Source organism: Paenibacillus sp. FSL R5-0345, assembly GCF_000758585.1.
Lineage (GTDB): Bacteria > Bacillota > Bacilli > Paenibacillales > Paenibacillaceae > Paenibacillus_AQ.
On record NZ_CP009281.1, the window covers coordinates 5,554,632 to 5,575,878 of the forward strand.

18 protein-coding genes and 2 pseudogenes are annotated in these 21,247 nt (G+C 37.6%); 3 read left to right on the top strand and 17 right to left on the bottom strand.

Annotated features, from left to right (window positions below; all coding sequences use genetic code 11):
- Nucleotides 1–3: 3 nt before the first annotated feature.
- From R50345_RS24455 to R50345_RS24470, 5 genes and pseudogenes are all read right to left on the bottom strand, one after another.
- The gene (locus R50345_RS24455; protein ID WP_042130812.1) at nt 4–1,302 is read right to left on the bottom strand and encodes a 6-phospho-beta-glucosidase; all 1,299 of its coding nucleotides are present in this window, start codon (nt 1,300–1,302) and stop codon (nt 4–6) included.
- Nucleotides 1,299–2,276, bottom strand: coding sequence for an N-acetylglucosamine kinase (locus tag R50345_RS24460; RefSeq protein WP_042130813.1), 978 nt, complete (start codon nt 2,274–2,276; stop codon nt 1,299–1,301). The genes R50345_RS24455 and R50345_RS24460 overlap by 4 nt, the downstream gene beginning before the upstream one ends.
- A gap of 21 nt (nt 2,277–2,297) precedes the next feature.
- Complete coding sequence (locus R50345_RS24465; protein WP_042130814.1) at nt 2,298–3,287, bottom strand: LacI family DNA-binding transcriptional regulator; 990 nt, start codon at nt 3,285–3,287, stop codon at nt 2,298–2,300.
- Nucleotides 3,288–3,669: 382 nt separating this feature from the next.
- Nucleotides 3,670–3,768 (bottom strand): annotated as a pseudogene (locus R50345_RS31470) (LuxR C-terminal-related transcriptional regulator); the annotation flags it as partial.
- A 108-nt stretch (nt 3,769–3,876) separates the two neighbouring features.
- Nucleotides 3,877–4,413 carry a hypothetical protein gene (locus tag R50345_RS24470; RefSeq protein WP_197069714.1) on the bottom strand — a complete coding sequence of 179 codons (537 nt, stop codon included), beginning with the start codon at nt 4,411–4,413 and terminating at the stop codon, nt 3,877–3,879.
- Between the two features lie 271 nt (nt 4,414–4,684).
- Between R50345_RS24470 and R50345_RS24475 the strand changes: the two genes are divergently transcribed.
- Nucleotides 4,685–5,098, top strand: a complete 414-nt coding sequence (locus R50345_RS24475; protein WP_042130816.1) for an Imm41 family immunity protein — start codon at nt 4,685–4,687, stop codon at nt 5,096–5,098.
- Nucleotides 5,099–5,838: 740 nt separating this feature from the next.
- On the opposite strand, the gene R50345_RS24480 is transcribed toward R50345_RS24475, so the two are convergent.
- The 11 genes and pseudogenes from R50345_RS24480 to R50345_RS31485 form a co-directional block, all read right to left on the bottom strand.
- The gene (locus R50345_RS24480; protein ID WP_042130817.1) at nt 5,839–6,120 is read right to left on the bottom strand and encodes a hypothetical protein; all 282 of its coding nucleotides are present in this window, start codon (nt 6,118–6,120) and stop codon (nt 5,839–5,841) included.
- A gap of 209 nt (nt 6,121–6,329) precedes the next feature.
- Entirely contained in the window at nt 6,330–6,476 is a 147-nt protein-coding gene (locus R50345_RS31475; RefSeq protein ID WP_156114866.1) for a hypothetical protein, read from the bottom strand.
- Between the two features lie 353 nt (nt 6,477–6,829).
- Nucleotides 6,830–7,228, bottom strand: coding sequence for a hypothetical protein (locus R50345_RS24485; protein WP_042130818.1), 399 nt, complete (start codon nt 7,226–7,228; stop codon nt 6,830–6,832).
- 93 nt (nt 7,229–7,321) lie between these two features.
- The gene (locus tag R50345_RS31480) at nt 7,322–7,483 is read right to left on the bottom strand and encodes a hypothetical protein (protein ID WP_156114867.1); all 162 of its coding nucleotides are present in this window, start codon (nt 7,481–7,483) and stop codon (nt 7,322–7,324) included.
- Nucleotides 7,484–7,531: 48 nt separating this feature from the next.
- Nucleotides 7,532–8,338: an aminoglycoside phosphotransferase family protein gene (locus R50345_RS24490; protein WP_231573913.1), complete on the bottom strand. Its 807-nt coding sequence runs from the start codon at nt 8,336–8,338 to the stop codon at nt 7,532–7,534.
- Between the two features lie 215 nt (nt 8,339–8,553).
- A pseudogene (locus R50345_RS32080) lies at nt 8,554–8,652 on the bottom strand (helix-turn-helix domain-containing protein); the annotation flags it as partial.
- 141 nt (nt 8,653–8,793) lie between these two features.
- Nucleotides 8,794–9,186, bottom strand: a complete 393-nt coding sequence (locus R50345_RS24495; RefSeq protein ID WP_042130819.1) for a DUF4357 domain-containing protein — start codon at nt 9,184–9,186, stop codon at nt 8,794–8,796.
- 263 nt (nt 9,187–9,449) lie between these two features.
- A complete protein-coding gene (locus R50345_RS24500; protein ID WP_042130820.1) occupies nt 9,450–10,388 on the bottom strand; it encodes a restriction endonuclease in 939 nt (312 codons plus the stop codon).
- A 188-nt stretch (nt 10,389–10,576) separates the two neighbouring features.
- Nucleotides 10,577–11,779, bottom strand: coding sequence for a putative phage abortive infection protein (locus R50345_RS30480; RefSeq protein WP_052414721.1), 1,203 nt, complete (start codon nt 11,777–11,779; stop codon nt 10,577–10,579).
- A 191-nt stretch (nt 11,780–11,970) separates the two neighbouring features.
- On the bottom strand, nt 11,971–13,548 hold the full coding sequence (locus R50345_RS24510; protein ID WP_042130821.1) for a recombinase family protein: 1,578 nt from the start codon (nt 13,546–13,548) through the stop codon (nt 11,971–11,973).
- Between the two features lie 19 nt (nt 13,549–13,567).
- Nucleotides 13,568–13,720 carry a hypothetical protein gene (locus R50345_RS31485; protein ID WP_156114868.1) on the bottom strand — a complete coding sequence of 51 codons (153 nt, stop codon included), beginning with the start codon at nt 13,718–13,720 and terminating at the stop codon, nt 13,568–13,570.
- A gap of 187 nt (nt 13,721–13,907) precedes the next feature.
- Here R50345_RS31485 and R50345_RS24515 point away from each other — a divergent pair, with 187 nt between their 5' ends.
- Nucleotides 13,908–14,666, top strand: a complete 759-nt coding sequence (locus R50345_RS24515) for a hypothetical protein (protein WP_042130822.1) — start codon at nt 13,908–13,910, stop codon at nt 14,664–14,666.
- 30 nt (nt 14,667–14,696) lie between these two features.
- Nucleotides 14,697–15,038, top strand: a complete 342-nt coding sequence (locus tag R50345_RS24520; RefSeq protein WP_042130823.1) for a hypothetical protein — start codon at nt 14,697–14,699, stop codon at nt 15,036–15,038.
- Between the two features lie 203 nt (nt 15,039–15,241).
- On the opposite strand, the gene R50345_RS30485 is transcribed toward R50345_RS24520, so the two are convergent.
- A complete protein-coding gene (locus R50345_RS30485; protein ID WP_052414722.1) occupies nt 15,242–20,896 on the bottom strand; it encodes a DUF4011 domain-containing protein in 5,655 nt (1,884 codons plus the stop codon).
- Nucleotides 20,897–21,247 lie beyond the last annotated feature (351 nt).

Genomic DNA, 21,247 nt, shown 5'->3' on the forward strand with positions numbered 1-21,247 from the left:
ATTCTAGTGAAACAACGGCAAAAACGCTTTGTTCTTCTCTAGCATTTCATCCAGCAGTTGTTCTGCTACGGTGACCGAGGGCACGAGCGGATGATGTACCATAGCCTGCAGGGCCATATCCCGGTCTCCGTGCACAGCCGCCTCGATGGTGAGGCTCTCGTATTGCTTGACCGCGGCTAGCAGGCCTTTGATGGACTGAGGAATTTTGCGCATCGGAATCGGCAGCGGACCTTGTCTAGTTACCAAACAGTTCACCTCAATGGAGGCATCGTCCGGCAAGAAGTCAATCATTCCGTTATTCCTTACATTCAACGTCTGGATATCGCGGAAATCATTATAAATGGAGCGCATTAGCAGCACTGCTGCTTCCGAGTAATAGGCTCCGCCGCGCTGCTCCAGCTGCTTTGGCTTCTCCTTCAGCTCTACGTTCCGGTACAGCTCAAACAGCTCCTCCTCCACCTTCTTCACTACCTCAGCGCGCGACCCGGTCGTTACTGCTGCTTCCTTCTGTTCCGCAAGCATCGTGTCTGTCAGATAGTAATAGCTCAGGTAATAAGAGGGGATGGCTTTCAAAGCATTCAGAAACCGGTGGTTCCAGGAATCAAACGGCACATTGCTCGCCTTGTAGCTCTGAGGGTAATCAATGAGCTCCTGCAGCTTGCTCTCACCGTCAATCACGACATCGGATACCCAATGCAGATGGTTGATGCCGACAAACTCCGCGTAGATCTTCTCCATAGGAAGTCCGAAGAACTCGGAGAGCCACTTTTGAAAACCGATAGGCGAGTTGCAGAGGCCTACGCTTTTTACGGATGAATATTTGTGAACAGCTTCAGTCACCATACCGGCCGGATTCGTAAAATTCAGCAACCAGGCATCCGGAGCCAGCTCCTCAATGTCCTTGCAAATATCCAGAATGACCGGAATAGTCCGTAGTCCTTTCATCATCCCTCCGGGACCCGTCGTCTCCTGACCGATGACATTGTATTGAAGCGGAATTAATTCGTCCCATTTTCGCGCTTCAAGCATGCCCACCCGGATTTGGGTGCAGATAAAGTCTGCTCCGGCGATGGCCTCCCTGCGCTCAAGCGTCTGGGCCACGGTAATCGGCAATCCGGACTCAGCAATCATGCGCTTGCTCAGTTCCGCAATCGTATGTAGCTTCTCCCTTCCCGCCTCAATATCCACCAGCCATATTTCGCGGACCGGAAGCTCTTTGTAATGCAAGATGATGCCTTCAATAAGCTCAGGCGTATATGATGAACCCGCTCCGATAACAACGAGCTTCAAAGTATCCTTCATAATAATAGCCCCTCCTTACCCAGTGATAGACGACCAAGAACCTCCTGATATACACGCATACCGCAGCTTTCCATCGCCAGAACGACCGAGCCTACAACCGGCTCCCGGGTTAGAATCCTTAGAGTGCCATTTGGAGCCGAATGCTTCACTCTCTGTTCAATGGCCCGCCGGATGATGCCTGAGCGATCTCCCTTGGTTAATAGGCTGCCTGCAAGTACGATGTCAAAGGAATCCTCCTCCATATCCAAATGGCGGATTGTCGATGCCGCTGCCAAACCCAGCTCATCCCCTTGCTTGGTCAGCAGTTCGATGGCAACCTGGTCTCCTTCATCTGCCGCTTGAAACAGCAGCTCAGCAATATGGGGAGGCAAGTCTCTGGAATGATCCAGGTGATCCTCTCTTAGCTCCGAAACACTGGAATAGCCCAACAAATGAATTAAACGTTCGCTTAAGACAGTCTCTTTCTCTCTTCCTTCATCCGCCCGAAGAACGCTACGGAATACCTCAATACTTAGATCATAGCCTCCGCCGTAATCACCGAACCGGTAACCAAATCCACCACATTGGTACGTAACGCCTCGCGGATTTTTACCGGTGCAGTTCACTCCCGAGCCGCAGATCAGCACGATCCCATAATTACTCTCTGTACCTGATCGCAAGGCAATCCAGGTATCGCAGGAAATCTCAGTTCGGGGAAGGCCAAGTCTGCTGATGATTGGTCGTAAAATTCGAAAATCGGATTCTCTGTCCGCTCCAGCCAGACCGAACCAGGAATACTCTATCTGGTCCTTTGTCAGCCCCGACGCTATAATCGCTCCCGATACAGCCTGATGCAAACTGTTCTCCGCTTGCTCACGATTATTTTGATGATTCCCGTTCCCTCCCTTGCCTACACCAATGACCTTTCCCTGTTCATTTGCAATCATTGCATAAGTTTTGCTGCCCCCTGCATCGACTCCCAAAAAGTACTTCACAATTCGTTTCACTCCTAATATTTAGGTTAACCTTACAGATGCGGTGGATTCACGCACGAGAAGCTGAGGAGCGAGCTTCGTTACAACAGCTGGCATCACCTCCCCATTAATTAATTTCATCAGCAAATCAACACCAATGCTGCCCATTTGCGCCTCAGGCTGTCTGACTGTCGTCAATCGGGGATAAAATTCACCTACGAACTGCTGATCATCAAAACCAACCACTGAGATATCCTGAGGTACCAGAATTCCCTCCTCACGCAGGGCTTGAACAACACCTAGAGCAATAAAATCGTCTCCAGAAAAAATGGCTGTGGGCAGCTTATCTTCACGAATCCATCTCTTAGCTACCTCATAACCGCTACTTACCGTAAATCCGCAATATTCCGTACCAAAAGGCGTTAGCCCCGCTTCACCCAGCGCCTGTACATAACCCCGCTTACGCTCCGCTACACTCAGGAACACCGAAGGGCCACCGATGTAGGCGATCTGGGTGTGTCCAAGACCAATCAAGTGTTTGGTTGCTTCATACCCCCCTTGATAGTTATCGACGACAACACTGGGAACATCCTCATGCTGGAGCTGGTTATCCAGCAAGACAAACGGAATGTTTTTTCTTTTCAGCTCATCCACATATTCTTTTTCCTCAATCGGAGACAACAGGATAATCCCGTCAACGCGGTCCTTCTGAAACAGGAAGTTAACACCTTCATCCTCATTCTCGGCTATGGACAGGGCCAAGAAGTAACCCTGTTCTGCCAGCTTCCGGTTCACCACGCGAATCACGCGGTCATAGAAAGAATCGTTAAAGTTGGTAATCGACATACCAATGACTCCCGTTTTGCCCCTCACAAGACTTCGCGCTGCTGAATTAGGCTGATAATTCAATTCCTCCATTGCTTCGAGCACTTTCTGTCTATTAGCTTCACGTACAGATGGTAAATTGTTAAGCACCCTGGATACGGTCACTACAGAAAGTCCCGACTTTTTGGCTACATCATGTATATTCATCTAAGCTTCTATGCCTCCAAGTTCAATAGTTTAAACGTTATAACTTTTAGGGGAAATAAAAAGATTAACTCAACTCGTCACAACTACGTCCTGACTGAGAATCGAACATTGAATGTCAGTTCCCCCTTTATAGAAAGTATTAGAACTTTTTCAAAAGTATAAAGGTTTTAACTTTAACATGATTTTACAACCATTCCCAATATCCGTCAATCCATAAACTGCAGCCAAAATTAATATTTCGGAATTTAAATCGTCGGGAATAGCAGTGTCTTTCCGCAGGATATAATCGCTTATTATTAATTCAAAAACCACAACAAAAAACCTCCCCACACCCCTAAAGGTGGAGAAGGCTTAAACGCGTCACTTCCGAAGACATGGCCAGCTATATTTTCAGCTCCCCAAGCTTAATCAGCTCGACAACCGCTTGTGAACGGCCTTTAACGTTTAGTTTTTGCATTACATTCGTGGTGTGGTTTGAAATACACAAATAATAAAGGCATATGTAAACTTGATTGTTGATCTTAAGAAAACCACCTAATGAAAAGTCGGTTAATTTAAACTATCGTGTTCCGTTAGCTTAATCCTTTTTTTATCGGTTTCGTTTTAAAATAATGATTAACGAAACAATTACAAGTAAAGAAATCATGGCGATAATTAAATAAACAAAAACTTTATTCGATGTTTTCAATTCATCAATTTGCAGAAGGTCATTTTTTGCAACCGACAGTTCTTTTGTACCGCCGCAAACTGTGTCTATCGCTAATTCCCCTTCCTCAAACTTATATAAATAATTGTCCTTTGTTGTTTTGTAAGCATACACAAGATACTCTTTACCTTCAGGAAACTCTCCACCAACGGCAGTAACAACAGTGACAATATCGTATGAATTCCCTTTAAGTGTTGATGTGACTTCAAACGTAACTCTACTTTTGGGGTTTAAATGACCTACATTTTCAAACGATGTCTTTATTGCTTTACCAATAAAAACTGAATCGTGTCTTTTAAACAATTCTTTCGGTTCTGAACTATTTGCACACGACCATGCATAGCTTTTATTCGGTGAAATTATAAGCAATGTGAAAAATATCAACATAACAAAAATACCAAAAATCTTAATTAGCATCACCTACTTTACATTATTCAACTCAAGTTTATTACCATTATACTACCAGTTTGAACTTTAACTAAACTGCCCGTTAGTTGAATAATCACGCTTTCTTTTATTACACAATATCTTCGTACTGCGCATTATCTATTGGAAAGTATTAGACTTTTGATGTCCCTTAAGCTACTGGGCAGGATAGTTTAAATATTTATTAGAATACTATAACAGTGATGAAAACGAAAAAGATGCTTTCGAAAATTTCGTAGAGTAAAGGAATTGGGAGGGTAAGAAAATGACAAAGACTTATCAAATTATTGATGACAATTATAATAATATCGAAGGTTCTTTTTTATATTCACTTGTTGAAGAATCAAGATTTAACGAGAAACTATTTTGGGAGTATTATAATGATGCAATTGAGATAGTGAAAGATACTCTAAATCAAGATTTAGACAAAATGCTTACTAAAAAGATGTTTGAAATTTATAAGAGAGTTATGGAATGTTTCTTGTATCACCACGATGATAACGATTTATATAAAATCTCAGATTACCCATCAATTGATAAGGCTCTATACTATAATGAAAGATTATCATTTATGATTGATGGATACTTTAGTGACTTTGTAATAAGTGAAAAGCAATTTGGAAATGAAATTAAAAACCCGAAATATCCAGAATTATACAAGAAAGAGGATAGTAACTAAAGGTCTGTTATTCAAAAAAGAATAGAATTCCGATAAATACTTAATCACACATCAGAACCTTCAGCAAGATTCGTCAAGCTAACGGGTAACGTTAGTTAAATGAACCAACAGTAGTCTAAGACTTTATTTATAAGTTTAAGACTGCTGTTGCTTTTAAATTGGAACCTTCAAAACGAGCTCCTATGGAATTTACTAGTGAGTAGTATGCGTCAAATACGACATAAAACCTCCACTTATCTTGTTCAACTAAACTCCCCTTTAGCTTAATAAATACAACTGATCAATTTGACCAGCTGCCTTCTTTGCATATTCAACTCTCGTTTCCCACTAGTCATGCATGCAGCGCAAGCGACGCACCACAGATGATGAAAATGGGATGGCTGGGAGAAGAAGGTCGATCAACTATGGTGCCTTAGAGCCCATCCGTTAGTCTGACTCCAACGACTGCGGTGCATCACAGATTGTCGCTCCCTTTTGGGAAGCACTCATGGAAGATTAATCCTACTCTGGTTGCTGCACCAGCCTCATTTTTTTTCAGCTTTGAAAGGTCTTTGGTACTTTAATTTCATAACTCTTCTCAGGCTCAGCCTTTTTAAAAATCATTCGGCTAGGTCTAATTTATTATTGTCTTTTTGAGGTTTTTCGCGGATTTAATTTTCATGGGAGTTGAACAAAGGCAGCAGATCAACTTGACTGACCGACTGCCTTATCATGTTTATTTAAGTATCGTTTCCCGTTGTTTAAAGTTCAGGCAATGAATCAATATGTGATTCGACTTCAAAAATAAAATCTTCGAGGTTATCGGAGTCAAACCAACCACTTTTTTTATTGATTCTATAAAGTTCTTGGAAACCATGATAGTCAATCAATACTTTCCAACCATCTCTTGAAATCATCGCCTCTAATATCTGACAATAATCAAATAAAAATTCAACTTCAGCTTTGTCTATTAAATTGGAATGCTGATATTCGGTCCCAGATGGTTCTGGATAATTTCGATATGCCAGCCATTTCTTATCCACCTTTTCAGCCACCACCTTAGCTCGACATATAAATTACAACTATCCTGCCTGTTAGTTGTCGCTCCCTTTTGGGAAGCACTCATGGGAGATTAATCCTACTCTAGTTGCTGCACCAGCCTCATTTTTTATTTTCAGCTTATTGTCTTTTTGGTTTTTCGCGGATTTAATTTTCATGGGAGTTGAAGAAGATAATATTGGCTTTTATTGTTTCATTCTGTCTCGTATAAATAATCTATGAACTTATCATGTAACTGTATTCCATCACGTAAAGATTGCTTGGTCTCTTGGTCAATCAAATCCACTTCAAAGTTCAACCCACCATAACCATCAATCATTTCCAGAATGCGATAAATCACTTGCTCGGCGAGTTCATTTTAAATTACAGCAAGTGCTTTTAGATCTTCTTCCGAGTTCAATTTATTTCGTAGAAATTTGAATGCTTAATCGGAATCAGCCCATCGAATGTTTGATTGAGGGTGGAAACTTCCAACTGATAAATCAACATTAGTGTCTTTTATTACTTTTAATTTTTCGAAAAGTAATCTCTGCCTTTCAGTCAGCATATCATATCCCCCAATACTGTCTTATATTTGTTCTATTATATAAACGTACACCCTTCAATTAACCTGCCCGTTAATTCAACAAAAACAACAAGCCAAGGTCAACTCAACTGCTGTAGTATGATGTTAAACTATAGTTCTCCGATAGTTCAATAAAACATTTCGGTCGTCTCTCTTAGTACGAAGCCTTCTGGTACTTTTTGATCTGAATGAAAAGTAAAAAATACTTCTTTGGCATCTGCTACTGATATGACTTCATTACTCCTGACTTGTATCTTTCCACCACTATAAGGCAACTCAATCTTAGTCTTAATAAGGCTTTTATAACCGAGAACAAAGTGACGAAATCCATTATCTGTTTGTTTTCTAAACTCGATAGTCATGCCATTTTTAGAGCCAGCGCATTGTACATAATGAATGTCATTTAATTCATATGTGCAATAAGATGCTGTTTTACCATCCATTTCACCTAAATAACTCTTTACATTCTCGAATTGAGGATTTTTGATTTCAATCTGATTATTGTCTTCTTCAAAATAGAACTGCATCGAATAACCTCATTTTTTAACAGCCTTATTTACTCGAATTATTCAGCGAAGTAGCTAAGGTTTACACACAACTCAATGCGTATTTCCTCTGTTCTATTTGTTGAATTTCTCGACCAATTCCCTAAGTATTTTGTTACGCTCTTTCATACCTTTTACATAAGAAAAGGCAAACCAGATGATTAGAATTGGACCACCAATAGCTAATAAAAAATAATATATTATACCTAACCATGAAACGGCTGCGAATGCATCCATTGTGCCCCTCCCCCTTTATGTTAAAAAGTTTATAAAAGTACTAACACTTCAATTCCTTATCCAATCTTCAAAATTATCCGATACAAACTCAATCTCACGTTGATAGTGCATCAGGTGTCCTTCTTCAACCATTGTTAGATAGGCAGGATTTCCATCGGCCGCACCATTTCGTAGTGTATCGCAAAGTGTAGTCAATCGCTGAATAATCCACTGTTGCAATTCTTTGGGGATGGGAGCTCCATATGATTCAAAAAACAAATGAATTCGCCGACTTCGCTCTACTGCGTGTAAATCGGACCGATATAACGTTGTTTTTCCTGAAGAATAGTCAGGTGCAAAGCTAGCAAGCGGAACCGAAGTGTACAGGGTATACGCAATGTCCCATATACGAGGACCTGGACCTGCCATATCAAAATCAATCAATGCCACAGGCAATCCTTGTTGAAATACCACATTATACAATGCTGCGTCATTATGACAGATCACTTCGTGTTGGCCTTCGTCAGAATAGCTAAGTTGCCATTTATTTTCCGATTTGAGATTAAATCCAGCAGTCGCATCATGATAATTACGCAAAATTTGTGCTAAGCTCACAAGTGTTTCGTCAGACCACATGTATGGTTCAAGCTCTGGGTACTTATTACCCGAAACATCACCTAGAATAAATGTTAATATTTCGTATTCTAAATCGTCGGTTCCAAGAAACTTGGGTGCACCCTCAAAGTTCTGTTCCTCCAGATGCTGAAGTAGTTCATGAACACACGGACTCCAACTACCCGTAGGGCGGAGAACAGTATTCTCTCTGCGAACTATACGATTCATATTACCACCTTCTAAAACTTCTTCATGAGTCAATAGGATTCCCCCTTGTAATGTATGAGCTACCGAAGTTGAATTTATTTCCAATTTTTCATACCTAAAAGTATTCGATTTTTAATTAAACTATCCTGCCCGTTAACTAATATCAAGATCAGCAGTGGGATTTTAGCGTTCCACAACAACAAAAAACCTCCCCTCACCCCTAAAGGTGGAGAAGGCTTAAACGCGTCACTTCCGAAGACATTGGCCAGCTATATTTTCAGCTCCCCAAGCTTAATCAGCTCGACAACCGCTTGTGAACGGCCTTTAACGTTTAGTTTTTGCATTACATTCATGGTAGGGTTTGAAACACACTAATAATACAGGCTATGGTAATCATGATTGTTATTCTTAATAAATTCACCTTATGAAAATGTAATTGAACTAACATTTCTCCTTAACACAAGAACAAGTCATTGCTACACATCATCAAAAAAACTGATCCTTTACTTTTAAACTCCACCTTTTTTATCTGGTCGTTCTCCTGCCTCATCGATGTTTTTTCCGTTGGCAAATCTCCAAACCTTATAGCCATTTGGTGCTGAAGGCCCATCTTTACCTTGTGAAAAAGCCGCAGTGCCGCTAGGAGTACCGCAAATAGGTCTTAGAACCTCGTAGACATTTGCCTTTTCTTCAATAAACCCCTCACGAATTAAATATGAAATGTTTTCAGGAACCCATCCGATATTAAAAATATGTTTAGATAAATACGAACCTGGTAGTAATGTAATCATTTCAGCTTTCCTAGCTGTGCGATCATAGTAGCCTTTAGCTTTTCCTAAAAAAACATTTGGTTCAACCTCTCCGATATGTGCAGGTAAAATAGTATATTGGGTTGTAGTCATTGTTCTAACTCCCTTTCAATATGGAATATATAATCTTTTAGCTAAGTATAGATCGAGAATAAAAACGCTCAGATCTTTTTACTCTGAGCATTTTTTCGTAATACGAGATTTCATTACATCACCCCGTTCACCATCCATAAAGCTTAATATCAACGATTTCGAATCTAATAAATAATATTTTGGAAAAAGAATGCATATGTCAGTTACTTCAAAAAGAAAACAAGAACCAAAAGCTAAAAGTTCCTCCGCTATCGCTTCCCGTGTTAGCTTAATTGTTCATCTTCGCTATTTTTGAAGGTCACTTCCCCATCGTCATCAAAAGTAAATTTATCCAGATCTTGGTCATAAATAACTTTGTCCAATTCATCATCAAGTACTTTGAATACTAACAAAGCAACTTTTCCTCCTTGGTCAACGACGGTTTCTATCACACTTTGGCTACTTGAAAATTCGTAATAAAATCCTTTTATTGCAACTAGAACACCCATCAGATTGACATATTTAATTTCTCCAAATTCATGAAATCCCGTAGTTAGAACATCTGGATTCCTAGGAAGGCTGTTGAGTATTGGCTTTAAGACAGATTGCAAATTTTCTATCGGATTACCATTTTGATCACAAAAGTAATTACTTCTTGCATCTAAAACTTGAGTTGTATTGATGTGTTTTGGATCAGCATTGGAATTAAACTTTTCCACTTCCTGCTCACTAGCTGGTACCCAAGTTAATTTGGGTTGGTTCATAGATATGAGTGTACCCTGGATATGTATAGCTTTTATTCGTCCCTCCCAGTCCTCTTCTTTAAATCCTCTGAGTATTGCTAATTTTATTCCCTCATCCTCCGCGAAAGATCTAGCTCCCTTTGTATACCCTTTGGTGGTAACAACGAAGGCTTCATCAGGTTTTATTTGTGAAACCGCTCCAAAAAAATCCCTTATTATACCTATACCAACTTTCGAGTCATAATCTTTGCATTCAATTAGTATCCTTTTTAAGATGGTTGAATTTGGGCTTTGAACTGTTACGTCTATTTGATGTCCTGTTTTTTTTCCATCCCCTCGCAAAGTTAAATCATGAATAACAACATCGTTTTGATTTAATACTTTGAATACCACTGCTGCAAGTTTTTCGTATTTTGTACCCTGCTTTAATTTTTCCTCTGCAATATGTTCATCGTAAATAGTGTCCATTTCTAAACTCATGATAAATCCCCCTGAGTATTTATTTAACGAATAAAATGATATACATAACTAGTATAGAAATAAACATTCCCAACTTTTTGATAGTTTTTTGTGCTATACTGCCCTCTAGTTCAGAAAAGGCTACCCTAAGGTAGCCTAAATATGATAGTTCCGTAATTCGTTAACACAATATGTATTTCATTACTTGTTCATCGAGAAGCCATCTGTTCCAATTCAAAATTATCATTAGCCCATATAAAGTCTTTACTACTCAAATGATCATCAAAGAAATTTGTATTCGTCAATAATTCTTTAAAACCTTTACCTTTCGAAGAATAAACCAAATTATAAAATAGAACTAAAAGTTCATATGAAGAGAGCTGAGCTCGCAGTATGCCCCTATACTTTCGCTTCTCTTTGTTATTCTCCAACTCATTTTCATGGAACTTTTCATCTTGAATCAGTTTTACAATACGATATAAATTCCTAAAGTAATGGCCAATCTGACTTTCATATTCGTTATAAATCATTTCAAAAGCTGCAACCTTCAGTTCATTCAACGGTTCATCGATAAACTCCTGCTTAAACTTGTCCGTGTATGCGCTAGAATAAGATTTAGCACCATTAAAACTAAGATTGTTTAACCAGGTTAGGTAACTATCATCATTATTGTAGACTTCTTTTTCATAATTTTCATTTAATTGGACTTTTAGATCATTCCATTTCTTATTTGTTCCTTTTTTCAGAGTTTCATGAAAATTATCGTATCCGCTGGTATCTATATCATTTTCTCTGAATCCAAATTGTACCTCTGGTTCATTCTTACCTATAAAATCATTGAAATAAAAATCAAAAAACTCATTCCTAACGAGATCATCTAGTAATTCTTTATTCCCTTCTATTGCTTGCTGTTTCAGCCTAGCTGTGTATGGTTTATATACATTATTATTGTAAGCATATCTCAGCTTCTCAAGGATTTTTTCCATTACTGCTCTACCTTTAGTGTCTTCAATCACAATATCTTTTGTGATATCATGGTGTAGATTGATCATATTAAAAAATGTGCTATCGAACTGTTGCTTTTTCATCGTGGCATTTGTAATTTCATATTCTTCCCTCGTCTTTTGCACTTCATTACGCTGTAACTCTAGTTCTTCCTTTTGCATAATGATTGCTGCTGTAACAAAAATAATGCTGGCTAGCGACAGGAGTCCGACAGTCGTACCACCGAAAAAATCACCAACAACACCCAATTCATTAAAATTAATCAAAACGAATTTTTTTTGAAATAATCTCATTAATACGAAAGGGATGCCTATAGCACCAACGGCTATAATGAATCCTACTGTAATCCACCAGTTCTCCTTTTTTTGAGACCATTTTTTCTTATTTTCTTGCTTACCTTTCCCCATTTCCTTGCTCCTTTTTTATTTTATTGACATAAAGAAGAATATCCCACATAATTTCAGCTGAAAAACTCATATTTAAGCGGGATCCCATTCATAACCAACATTATACTATATTTCCATTTGGTTCGACATTAAAATACAATACTGGGACTTAACAGAGTCATAATAAAAGGGATTAGGATATTGTGCTACACTTACGATTCTAACTGCCCCAAAGGCGTATAAATCTCCACCTCGCCATCTACACTCACAACCAACTTTTCAATCAATTTAGACAAGACAAGTCTCAATTCATCCAAACGATCAAAATCAAGATCAACAAGGCTCTCCAATGCTGCTCTGATCTCATCGTATACTTTATCCATATTGATTTGATCTTCCTTGTTCTCTGTAGCTTTAGCTAATTCGGTTTGAAGTGAAGTAATTTCCTGTTCGTACTGTTGTTTTTCAAAAAGATATTGTTCTTCATCAATCTCCCCAAGCATATTCTGTTTTCTTAATTCGAATAACAACTTACGATTCCCCTGAATTGCCTTCTCCAACTTTTTAAGATCCTTGTCCATTTCATTAGACGACTTTCTTTTTAGAATTCTATCTTTACTTTCACTCGTTGTAGATTCAACATTAATAACTTGCTTTAACTTCTTGCTCACTTCATTGATGACGGTATCTCTAAAATTGTTATACGGTATCCACGCATTGTTAACACACCCCATCTCACCTTGCCGTCTCCTAGTTGAGCAAATCAAATATCGATATACAGGGCCGTCCTTGCTTGACTTTCCCTTACAACTCACCAGCGACGCTCCACAATGTTTACAAAAGATCATGCCAGCAAATACATTCACTCGATTTCTAACCCCTCCGCGCCTTCCTCCACCACGTTTCAAACGAATCTCTTGGGCAAGTCCGAATGTTTCTTTATCAATGATTGCTTCGTGAGTTTGTTCGGTAGATCTCTCCCACTTAGTCTTATCGCGCTGCACTTGTTTTCTACTTCGATCAGACATATTGTTAATGTCGTTGTAAACCTTTTTCACTTCGTATTTGCCAAACACATTCTGTCCTGTATATACCTCATTAGTTAGAATCCTCTGAATAGTGGTAACTCCCCAGACTCCTCCTTTTGGAGAGGGGATTTCCATCTCTTCATTAAGATATTTTACAATTGTTTTTTCGCCCATCTTACGGGATAAATATAAGTGGTAGATGAGTTCGACGATATACCTATCATTTTCGTCAGGTACAAGTGTCTTTTTATCACCATTCACTATTTTTCTATATCCAAACGGAGCAACACTTCCTGTGAAATTCCCTTTAAGAGCAGACTGTCTAATCCCGCGTTTGGATGAAAGACTAATCTGTTCGCTAAGCTTCTGGTTTACAGCAGAAATAATCTGAAACTTAAGTTCATCGTTATCCTTCAGCGAATCAAAGCCCTCTTCAATAGAAATCAGTCGAATGCCCAACGCATCGACTAAGATCCGCTTTAAGTTAAGTGAATCAAGCGTATCCCGTGAAAACCGCGATAATGACGCGAATATTATCGTCCTAAAATAATTAGCTTTAGCATCTTGTATCAATTTTTGGATTTCTTCCCGTGCGACAATGGATGTTCCTGTATCACGGTCTTCGTATGAATACTGTACATCTAAATCAAGAATTCTAGCTTTCTCTTCACAAAGCCCTCTTTGATGCTCAGGGCTATCTTTTTGCGATTCCTTTGTGGTTGATACACGAACATATATAGCCGTTACATTAGGATTTATCATATTAATATCACCTGATTCATCATGGTAGTCTGTCCTTCGATGTCTCCCTGTTATAACTTATGCCTGGATGATTGATGAGCACCTTCCGAATGGTATCATCAATCAATTCTTCAATGATTTTCTCAAGTGACTTTTCCGATTCACTGGACTTAAACACGATCTTGAGCTGCACAGACATCACCTCTTGGTAATGCCTATTACTCAATAAGATTGTCCTATTCCATATAGAATTTATTCCTTCAATCTACTAGGTGATATTGCCGTCCTCTGCTCCATATAATCTGATAACGGATAAATTCCAGTTATCGTCGATGTTAATCAGGTTAACCTGGTTAATGCTCAAGGAGAGAGGGCTAAATATGGCGTTAGAAACATTTGGAGTTAAAGTGAACCCAGAAATCAAAGAAAAAGTTAACTCAATGATCTCCGCATCAGGATTAAACCACAAAGAATGGTTTGAAAGTGTCGTCGCTTTATACGAGCTTCAAATGTACAAGCATCATGATAATGCAAAAAAGTACTTAAGCGACTTAGAAGCACTTCAAGAACATACTTCGCGGATCAACGAAATTTTCACCTCACTTATAAAAAAAATTATCGATGATAACAGCCACAATACTACATTAATCGAGAAAATCACTTTGGAAAAACAAGTTCTTATAGAGGACTTAGAACAACAAGTACAAACCCAAAACAGAGAATTAGTAGAGGTCACACGTGATTTATCGGAGATTCGAAAATCGTGGAAGCAGTTAGAAGAATTAAATTATGCTCATAAAGAAACTATATTCCACTTACAGTCTGAACTTGAACGTCAAAATATTCTTATTTCCGAGTTCAACCAAGGGGAATTCGTAGAGTTATCTAATGAGCTTAGAGGAGTTAAACAAACGCTCGAACTTACAACATTACGACATGAAAAAGAAGTTCAAGAGTTAATTGCTCAACATAGACAAGAAATCATCGAAAAATATATGAGCAAGTCAAAAATAACTGGTGAAAAGAAAAAGGGGCGCCCCCCGAAAAAGGATACCCCAGAACAAAATTCACCTATTGATGTGTCGTCGAGTCAGAATAGCTCAAATAATATCGATCTCACCAAAGAACAAGAAGAATGAATCCCCATTGTAATTTAAAGGAGGTGCATTATGAATTATTATCAGCCGTCACAAGAAAATATCGATAAGGTACTTAATTATTTTGTAACTAAAGTTAAGGCAATTGGTTCAAGACGATTTAGTGAGAAGATATCAAATGTTGCTAAGAATGCAGATGTAGCCTTAGCTACAGCTCATCGAGTAATTACGCAGCTTGAGAGTGAAAAAATGATAACGGTTATTCGTCAAAAAACAAGACGTATTCCTACTGAATACATTTATAATGGCGATATTAACGGATATCTTATCGGAAAAGACAAAGATGAACAGATCACCTATCTTCAAAATCTGGTTCAACAATTAAAAAAAGAAAATGAAAGTTTGCGAAAATAAATCAAAAAAACAACATAGAAATCTGGAAAGAAAAATAGCGTGCGAATTTATTATAAATTCGCACGCTATTTTTCTAATATCTAAACTAAGTATCTTATTGTTTCTATATAATTCTCAAGCCGATTAACTTCAAATCTCCGCTTTTTAAACCACTCTTGTGACCAAATTCGATAAATTTTCCAACCTAACCCCTCTAAAACTTGTTAACGCAACCGATCTCTATCCCGCGCGACTTTTGAACTATGATAAGCCTTTCCATCGCATTCAATACCCAACAAAAACTTATTTTCATTCAGTGGATCAACAATAGCTAAATCAATACGATAGCCTGAGCAACCAACTTGAGTTTTAACTTTGTATCCCATGTCCGTAAGAACTTTGAATACATCCTCTTCAAAAGGTGAGTCAAACTCCATCTCTTTATGCGCTGTCATGCTAATCGGCAACTTGCCATCCATAGTGGTTTGCATATAGTCCTTTAGTAAGCGTAAACCACTATTCCCGCTTACTTTTGCGTCGGATAAATCAGATGGCTTTAGGGAGCTAATTAGTTTCATATGATATTTGGCTCTGGTAACAGCTACATTTAACCGTCTTTCTCCACGAGCTTTGCTTAATGGTCCAAAATTGTAATGCAACGTTTGATCAGCTGCCTTGGCATAGCCCACGCTTAAGAAAATGACGTCTCGTTCATCACCTTGAACATTCTCCAGACTTTTGATGAAAAACTCTTCATGAGCCCCTTCTTGGAAGAAACGTTCAAATAACGGATTTGCATTTCTTAATATGGTCAGTTCATTCTCTATAGCAGAAGCTTGAGCCTCACTGAATGCAATTACTCCTAGAGATTGATTAGGGTGTTCTTTAAAATGCTCAAAGACTAAATTTGCAATCTGTTCTGCTTCTTTTTTATTCGTTTTATTTCCGCCTCGATCATATACGCCATCATTAACATAAACAAATTCTGTTCCCAAATATGGACCGTTATCCGAACTTGGGAAAGTGATCAAATTATTGTGATAAAAAGCTTCATTCGAAAAAGTGATTAATGACTCATGTTTACTACGATAATGCCATCGCAAATTAATTGGAGGAAGAACATGAGCGCACTCATCCAGTATACTTTCATATGAAACTTCTTGATCCTCTTCTTGTTCATCATCGAAATCTTCTTCAATCGTACTGCTTTGGAAAAAATTCGTTGGAGGCAATTGTTTTGTATCACCTACCACAATCAACTGTTTTCCACGCACAATAGCTCCGATCGCGTCTTCAGAGAATATTTGTGATGCTTCATCAAAAATCACCAAATCAAACTGAATTACAGAAGCATCCAAAAATTGACTTACAGACAACGGACTCATAAGTAAACATGGTTTTATTTCCATGAATAAAGGCGCTGTCAGATTTAATAATTTTCTTATTGGGTAGTGTCTTTTCTTCTTTCCTATTTCCGCTTGTATAATTTGTAGTTCTCGACGAAATGCAAGTGAATTAACCGCATGGGTTCGGTTGGTTTCTAATCTCTCTTTTATACGATGGACATTCAACTGATTGCTCTTTACATCTAGCTTTCTAAAAGTAGTTACATCAGTATTCATTTCCTCTGCGTCAAAATCAAATAAAAGAGGTTCGTTTTTATAAATTTGATCCAGCCAAAGAGTGAAAAATCTTTTTTGGAATAGATCCTTAAAGGTAAAATCGTCAATACTCTCACTTTTTATGGCGAGCATAAATTTACCGAGACCTAGCTTGGACGCAAGATTTTCAAGACGTCGATATCTGATCCAGTCTTCCAAAAGATCAATTGAATCAATACGAACTTCTGAAAAATGAATAAGCTCCACCAGTTTGAGCTCAGAGAAATCTAATTCCTTGAAAATAACTGATACAGTGAAATACAAATGCAGATCTTTTTGGAGGTCCATGTATTTTTCTAATTCTTTTTCTGCCTGCTCTAGCCACTCCATGATGTCGCTTTTGTTTCCATTTCCTTCCGAAGTAACATAATCCAGCAACTTAGTCGGCATTTCTATATTATTAAACAAATCATGCCATTCATCCGCCCAAGCTAGTGCATCAAAGATTTGTTCCCAATTTGTGTTGTAGCCAGTAAATCGATCACCGAATACAACTTTAAGATTCTCCAACTCGTTATCGATAAGCTGCTTATATATTTTCACGCGGACTGCCATCTCTAAAGTATTTCTAATTTCATCAAATGATAAGTCATTGTTCATAAAATATGAGCTGATTTTAGAGAATCCATACTGCCATTCTTCAACTAGCCGTTTTATTGACGTAAGTGTATTTCCAAATTCATTATATGGCCAATACAATTCTGGGCCTTCGTAACCCGAGAAGAATTTTGGTAGTGTCTCCCGATACTTTGGAATTTCTTTTTCAATGCTACTTAAACATTGTACAAGAGGTGCAATATCAACATTAAATTCCTCTCCACTGAGCATTGCTGTTTTAAACTCTTGAGTAATCTGAATATTACTTTTAAATAACAAATTAAACTCTCTGATAAACTTAATGAGCATATCCCATTCCGTATCATTACCTTTAAAAGAACTCCCCAGAATATCAATGTTACTTTCATAACTTTCGTCTAGCTCTGTAGATTTCTGCTTAAGGATAATAATCTTTTTCAAATCTTGTTTTAAGGAGCTCACGTTCAAACTCATTGGATTCAGAAGATGCTTACTAAATTCATCTACAAAATTAAAATACGAATCCACATTCTCCGATTCAATCTGAAGCTTAGAAAATAATTGTTCTAAATTGACCTTGGAAGCATCTGTACCAGATAAATTCATTAAATTCGAATACTCATTTTGAATCAGATTGATATTTTTTTTCAAATCGTTATTTAATTGCTTCATCTGGGCAAATGAAGTCTTTAATTCCTCAATTTTACCCGCAGGTCTAAGTAAAAGTTCTCTTAATGATACAGTCATGCTTCGTCCTTGATGCCATTCTACGATCTCTCTCGTAGTCGATAGTGCTTGTTCGATGGTAAACCAATTTGTATCAGATGCCTGGTAATGCCAGCCCAGTGATGACTGTAACTCAGATTCCATTTTATTAATGGACTTTTTGTAATCCATCACTCGTTTAATATTTCGAACATGTTTCTGAAACGTATCAAAGTCTAATTTTTCATTTGATTTTAGATTAGACTTTAGCCATTTCAAATCCTTTTTATAGGAACCATTAAAAACCCTCAAAAATGACTGGTACTGACCTTCACACCGTTCGAAAATATCGTAAATACGCTCGTCATATGCTTCTTCTTCAAATACCTTAGTAAATTTATCGAACTCTATTTGATATTTGCTAAATAACTCTTTTCCCTCTCGAATAATCGTTTGTATATCACGGTAATTATTTAAGTCAAACCAACTTTCCAGTGGCTTAGGAGTTCTCGCGATAAATCTAATCACAATTTCTAGATTATCAATCAAGGAAAGGTTTGTTAATTCTACTCCGAATAATGACTCGAACTCCATTTTATATGTGTTTAATGATTTTATTTTACTGAAAAAATCGCCGAGTAAATTTTTCACCTTTGATTTTTGATCATATAAAATAACATCCTCTGTTACTGATCTTTTAGAATTTCTAAATGATTCAACAAGAGACTCATTAACATCAAAATCAATCAAAGCTTTTTCAGCATTAATTTCTAAAAAGGATGGATTATATTTAGATAATAAGTCACCTCGTAATGATGTATTCTCTAGGTACTTTTCCTTTGTATTCATGGCTTGATTCAAGAGATTTGCAAATCTCTTCTCATCAAACCAGTCCTCTGTTGGAGTTACACTTTGGTTTAGCAAAGTAAGATATCTTAACAACTGGCTTAGTTCTTTAGCATTTTCCAGCTGCTGTATTCCAAGACGAGAAGCTATTTCGGCATAATTAGAGGCATTAGAGAACAAATGTAAGATATCATCGATCCCATTTATTAATGCACTTTTAGTTAACAAAAGTTCGTTCAGTTTTGTTTCAGGAATCATCGAAATAAACTGTTCATTTTCAATATATAGCTCGTTATAAAGATCTTGAAGACGATTTTCCTCTAATATATTTTCATTGACCTTTGTAGTTAGCTTCTTTTTGTCATCAAGAAATGTTGAAAATCTCTCTTGATAATTTTTTGCATCACTAATGATTTGGGAGATATTCCTCTTATCAAACCACCCCATTGGAGGTAAAGGAGAATGCTTAGCCATATCCAATATGTTAGTTGCCTTCTTTAATTCATCAAGAGTAGCGATCTTCAGTCCCGTAGAAAATTCGATATCTGATGCAACTTTTGTCGTATCTTCTACTTGATCTCTCATCTTCTCAAGAAATTTTTTCACTTTTGATTTTATTTCCAGTGAGAAGCTCTCATCGTTATAGCCTTCCCATGGATGAAAGTCAGATTTATAAACGGAGGCCCGATAACGTTCTAGATCAGATAATAATCTGTAAATTGATTCGAGCTCAGTTGTTGGACTAATGCTAAAATCCACTGCGAATTCTGGGACATTTTGCAGCCTAGAGAGTATCCCGTGTACTTCGTATACTGACTTATCATACGGTTCTCTGGCTAAATGAACCTTTTCTGAGTATGTATTTAATTTCTCCCTTATGACATTTATTTGGCTGTATACTTCCTTGGATATTTTCTTATTTGATTCTTGTATATTTAATACATGATTTATTTCATCTAGAACCTGTCTCTTATTGGCTTTTTGACTATGCATTTCAATACAAAAATCTCCTAACCCTTCACTCTCTAGGCGACTTTTCACCACATTTAGTGCCGCCATTTTTTCACTTACAAATAGAACCTTTTTATTGTTTGCCAAGTTCTCTGCAATAATATTGGAGATGGTTTGGCTCTTCCCTGTGCCTGGTGGGCCCTGAAGAACAAAACTCATCTCGTTTTTAGCAGCCAATATTGCCTGTTGCTGACTTGAATCCGCATCGAGTATATTGAATATTTCATGGGAAGGAACTTCCCGATCCATACTACTTTCATCAGGAACTCGTGTATGATCAAATGTTTGTTTTCTACTCTCCTCGTTTGAAACACCCGCAATCTCTCTGATTAGTGGATGACTTTCAATTATATCTTTATAAGTTTCCATGTCCTTATACATAACCAGCTTATTAAAGGAGAATAAAGATAAATAAACGTCTTCTTCGACGCTCCATCCCTCAAGATTAATAACTAATTCTCTTATTTCTGCCCATAATTCATTAACGTTAATGCTTGCTGGATCTTCAGGGAGCTCAGGCAAAGTAATACCATGCTGCTCCTGCAACATATGTGCTAAAAATGGATTAATCACAATTTCATCTTCAAACTGATTCAAAGTAAATGGGGCATTCGCACTAGTTCTTTTTAAGGTAGCAGGAACTAAAAGTAACGGAGCAAGGAAATCTGATGAGGTCGAAAGTTGTGTTTCTTTCCATTTCAAAACTCCAAATGATAAATAAGAAATATTTATTCCTTGTTCATTCATACGTGTCTTCGCTGCAGTTCTAAGCTTATTTAAGATCTTAGTATAATTTTGAGTTTCTTCTGCAATCCGCTTTTTCTTTTCCAACTCTTCAATAGTCAATAAATTAATCTTTTCAATTTGTTGAGAAAATTGAGTAGACAATTTATCACATTCTAATTGTTTTTCTTCTCCCACCAACGATTCGTATAAATCTGAAGGGACATCTAAAAAATTCACGCTATTTGTCTTCTTTGGTTTGAAATTGAGTAGTGTGTTCCTCTTGCTCATATCGATGAGGTTCTTTTTCCAATTCGCTATTCTATTCGATAACTGCTGTTCGATTTGTTTATCCATTTTATCCACCTATTCGGTATTTGATATCTAACCGTTACTAATAATTTCATAAACATACGAAATAACTAGGTAAATTGTACCATGCAACTGATAGTAATAGTATACAGAATACTAGGAACGTCTATTTCATCATGACCTAATAACCGAGCTACTTATTTGAACAGTCATCCCTTAATAACTGTAGAAACTAAGAAGCCTTATATACCGCAAGGTTTAAGGAGGGTACAAGCCTATTAAAACTCGGTTTTATACAAGCCTCGGGATCGAGTGTCTAAGAAAGAACCGAGTTCTGATCTTTCCTATTATTCTAGTTATTGACCTAATAACCGAGATATAAAAAAAGACTTGCTT

What these genes read in the sequence shown, in the direction of transcription:
- R50345_RS24475 (WP_042130816.1), top strand. Translation starts at nt 4,685, where the DNA reads ATGACAAAGACTTATCAAATTATTGATGACAATTATAATAATATCGAA.
- R50345_RS24515 (WP_042130822.1), top strand. Translation starts at nt 13,908, where the DNA reads ATGGCGTTAGAAACATTTGGAGTTAAAGTGAACCCAGAAATCAAAGAA.
- R50345_RS24520 (WP_042130823.1), top strand. Translation starts at nt 14,697, where the DNA reads ATGAATTATTATCAGCCGTCACAAGAAAATATCGATAAGGTACTTAAT.
- R50345_RS24485 (WP_042130818.1), bottom strand. Translation starts at nt 7,228, where the DNA reads ATGCAGTTCTATTTTGAAGAAGACAATAATCAGATTGAAATCAAAAAT.
- R50345_RS30485 (WP_052414722.1), bottom strand. Translation starts at nt 20,896, where the DNA reads ATGGATAAACAAATCGAACAGCAGTTATCGAATAGAATAGCGAATTGG.
- R50345_RS24500 (WP_042130820.1), bottom strand. Translation starts at nt 10,388, where the DNA reads ATGAGTTTAGAAATGGACACTATTTACGATGAACATATTGCAGAGGAA.
- R50345_RS24495 (WP_042130819.1), bottom strand. Translation starts at nt 9,186, where the DNA reads ATGACTACAACCCAATATACTATTTTACCTGCACATATCGGAGAGGTT.
- R50345_RS31480 (WP_156114867.1), bottom strand. Translation starts at nt 7,483, where the DNA reads ATGGATGCATTCGCAGCCGTTTCATGGTTAGGTATAATATATTATTTT.
- R50345_RS30480 (WP_052414721.1), bottom strand. Translation starts at nt 11,779, where the DNA reads ATGGGGAAAGGTAAGCAAGAAAATAAGAAAAAATGGTCTCAAAAAAAG.
- R50345_RS24465 (WP_042130814.1), bottom strand. Translation starts at nt 3,287, where the DNA reads ATGAATATACATGATGTAGCCAAAAAGTCGGGACTTTCTGTAGTGACC.
- R50345_RS24455 (WP_042130812.1), bottom strand. Translation starts at nt 1,302, where the DNA reads ATGAAGGATACTTTGAAGCTCGTTGTTATCGGAGCGGGTTCATCATAT.
- R50345_RS24510 (WP_042130821.1), bottom strand. Translation starts at nt 13,548, where the DNA reads ATGATAAATCCTAATGTAACGGCTATATATGTTCGTGTATCAACCACA.